Origin of the sequence: Nocardiopsis sp. TNDT3 (assembly GCF_003427465.1) — a bacterium.
Lineage (GTDB): Bacteria > Actinomycetota > Actinomycetes > Streptosporangiales > Streptosporangiaceae > Nocardiopsis > Nocardiopsis dassonvillei.
Genome location: NZ_QPFC01000612.1, coordinates 1 through 3,075, shown reverse-complemented (window position 1 = coordinate 3,075; position 3,075 = coordinate 1). Strand labels below are relative to the sequence as shown.

The following is a 3,075-nucleotide window of genomic DNA, read 5'->3' as shown; positions in this document are numbered from 1 at the left end:
GATGTGCGCCAGGCGCAGGTCGGGGCGGGGCTGGGGGGTGCGGTCGGGCAGCGCCGGGTCGATGCGGGCGCCCAGGGCGTCGCCCTGGGCCACGACGTCGGCGAACATGCGCAGCTGGCCGGTGGTGCGGGCCCGCTCCCCCGTCAGGCGCTGGCGCGGCAGGCCGCTCTCGCGCACCGCCCGGTCCACGAGCGCGTCGCCCAGGGCGTCGATGTTGTCGGCGACGCGGCGCAGGAAGTCGGCGCGCTCGGCTGGCGACTGGGCGCGGAAGGCGTCCAGGGCCTGCTCGGCGGCGCGGGTGGCCTCCTGGATCTGGCCGGAGTCCACCAGGCCCACGGGCTCGCCGAACTCCTCCCCCGTGGCGGGGTCGGTCGCGCGCAGGGTCCCGGCCCCGCCCTCGACGGGAGCGCAGGCCACCAGCGGTCCGAGGACGTCCGCGGCCGTGCCCGTGTTCGTGCCCTTCGGGTCCGGAGTGTGCTCGGCCATTCAGGCAACCTTTCCGACCAGCGCGGACAGCTCGTCGCGCTCGGCCCGGGTGAGTGCGGTCAGGGGCGGCCGGACGGGTCCGCCGTGGCGTCCCGCGGCGTCGAGCCCGGCCTTGACGATGGAGACCGCGTAGCCGCGCATGCGGTCGCGGATGTCCAGGTAGGGGATGACGAAGTCGTTGAGCTTGCGGTACACCGACTCCCTGTCGCGGGCCTGCACGTCGGCGTAGAAGCCCAGGGCGAACTCGGGCGCGAAGTTGTACATCGCCGAGGAGTAGGTGCTCACCCCCAGCTCCAGCAGCGGCAGCGCGAAGGTCTCCGCGGTGGGCAGGCCGCCGATGTAGACCAGCCGGTCGCCGACCCGGGCGTAGACGCGGGTCATCGCCTCGATGTCGCCGACGCCGTCCTTGAAACCGATGAGGTTGGGGTTGCGCTCGGCCAGCTCGGCCACGGAGCGGTCGTCGAGCACGGCGTTGGCCCGGCTGTAGACGACCACCCCCAGGTCGGTGGCCCGGCAGACCGCGCTGACGTGCTCGACCAGGCCGGGCTGCCCGGCCTCGGTGAGGTAGGGCGGCATGAGCAGGATCCCGTCCGCGCCCGCCTCCTGGGCGGCGCGGGCCTGCAGGGCGGCCGCCGCGGTGCCGCCGGTGGCCGGGGCGAGCACCGGGACCCGGCCCCCGACCTCGTCGACCGCCGTGCGCACCACGCGGTCGATCTCGGCCGGGGTGAGGGAGAAGCCCTCACCGGTGCCCCCGGCGGCGAACAGCCCGGCCACGTCGTGGCTGGCCTGCCAGGCCAGGTGCTCCCGGTAGCGCTCCTCGTCGAAGGCCAGGTCGCCGTCGAAGTGGGTCACGGGGAAGGACAGGAGCCCGGACCTGAGCCGTCCGGCCAGGTCGTCTGGGTGCATCGCGTTCACGTGTCGTCCTCGGTTCTGCGGCTCGGGCCCCGGGGGTGGCGGGCCCGCACGGTGTTGCCGCTACCGTACGGAGCGTCGTTCGATGCTGTCCAAGATTCGTTGGGCATCAACTGATACCCACCGGGTATCAGGAGCCTCCTCCGTCGGCGGCGGGCCACGCCTGGAGCACCCTCGGCACGACGGGATTGGGCGAGTCGTGGGTCCAGATGAGGTGGAGTTCGACGGGGTTCTCGGGCAGCCCCTCCAGCTCGCGGTAGGCCACCCCCGCCACGCCCAGACCGGTCGCCGAGGCGGGCACGAAGGCGACCCCGCGTCCGGCGGCGACGAGCCAGACCATCGTCATGACCTGGCTGACCGTGTGCACCACGTTCTGGTGGGCGATGGGCAGCAGGCCGACCACGAGGTCGTAGAAGTAGCGGGCCTTGATCGGCGAGTGCATGATCAGCGGCACGTCCACCAGGTCGTCGGCGGACAGCGGACCCGTGCGACGCGCCAGCGGGTGCGCCTCGGGCACCGCGACCAGCAACCGCTCGCGGAGCTGGACCCGCGACCCGAACAGGTCGGTGTCCAGGGGCGGCCTGGCCAGGCCCATGTCGATCTCACCCGAGAGCAGGGCCGCGGCCTGTTCCTTGGTGACCATCTCGAACAGCTCGACGGTGATCTCCGGCAGCTGCCTCTCCACGGAGTTGATCATGTCCCCGAGCAGGCCGTAGGAGGAGGCCGCGGTGAAGCCGATCCGCAGCGTGCCCCGCGACCCCTGGGAGATGCGCCGCGCCAGGTCCGGCGCGCTCTCGGCCAGGGACAGCAGACGCCGGGCCTCGATCAGGAAGGCCTCCCCCGCCGCGGTCAGGACCACGTGGCGCCGGTCGCGCTCCAGCAGGCGCACGCCCACGACGCGTTCGAGCTTCTGGATCTGGCGGCTGAGCGGGGGCTGGGTCATGGACAGCCGCTCCGCGGCCCGCCCGAAGTGGAGTTCCTCGGCGACGGCGACGAAACCGCGCAACTGGTCGAAAGAGAACATGATGCACGGAAGGTATCAGCTTATGCCGTATTCGACTTGGACATGCATGATCGCGTGTTCCTATGCTGCCACTCACCGAAGTACGTGACCGCGTTCACACAGAACCCTCCGACGTGTGCGGACGGCGGCCACAAGAAAGGCGGGGAACCATGACCCACATGCCGCACAGGAGCCGCGCCCGCCGGGGCGCGGCCCCGGTCCTCGCAGCGGGGCTCACCGTGTCGCTGGCGGCCTGCGGCGGGAACCTGTCCGGCGGGGGCTCCGCCGGGGGCGAGTTCCCCCGGGGGCCGATCACCGTGATGGTCGGACAGGACCCGGGCGGCAGCACCGACCTCATCGCCCGAGCGCTGGCCGACGGCGCGCAGGAGGGGCTCGGCGTCGCGCTCCCCGTGGTCAACACCCCCGGCGCCAACGGCGCCCTGGCCGCCAACGAACTCGCCTCCCAGGAGCCCGACGGCCAGAACCTGCTCGTCATCAACGCCTCCCTCACCGCGATCACCCCCCTGGCGGTCTCGGAGGAGGAGGCGGTCGACATCGCCGACTACGAGATCGTCACCGGCGTCTCACGCGACGACTACGTGCTCGTCACCGCGGCCTCCTCCGACTACGACACCCTCCAGGACCTCGTCGACTCCGGCGACGAGGTCCTGGAG

At 72.5% G+C, this 3,075-nt stretch carries 4 protein-coding genes; 1 reads left to right on the top strand and 3 read right to left on the bottom strand.

Going from position 1 to position 3,075, the window contains the following annotated elements:
- From DQW06_RS15600 to DQW06_RS15590, 3 genes are all read right to left on the bottom strand, one after another.
- The coding region (locus DQW06_RS15600) for an aldehyde dehydrogenase family protein (RefSeq protein ID WP_117198785.1) at positions 1-486 on the bottom strand (486 nt) is incomplete at its 3' end.
- Positions 487-1,392: a 5-dehydro-4-deoxyglucarate dehydratase gene (kdgD, locus tag DQW06_RS15595; RefSeq protein WP_041553150.1), complete on the bottom strand. Its 906-nt coding sequence runs from the start codon at positions 1,390-1,392 to the stop codon at positions 487-489. It lies immediately after the preceding gene.
- A gap of 136 nt (positions 1,393-1,528) precedes the next feature.
- Positions 1,529-2,422: a LysR family transcriptional regulator gene (locus tag DQW06_RS15590; protein ID WP_013153526.1), complete on the bottom strand. Its 894-nt coding sequence runs from the start codon at positions 2,420-2,422 to the stop codon at positions 1,529-1,531.
- A 158-nt stretch (positions 2,423-2,580) separates the two neighbouring features.
- Between DQW06_RS15590 and DQW06_RS15585 the strand changes: the two genes are divergently transcribed.
- The coding region (locus tag DQW06_RS15585) for a tripartite tricarboxylate transporter substrate binding protein (RefSeq protein WP_255418241.1) at positions 2,581-3,075 on the top strand (495 nt) is incomplete at its 3' end.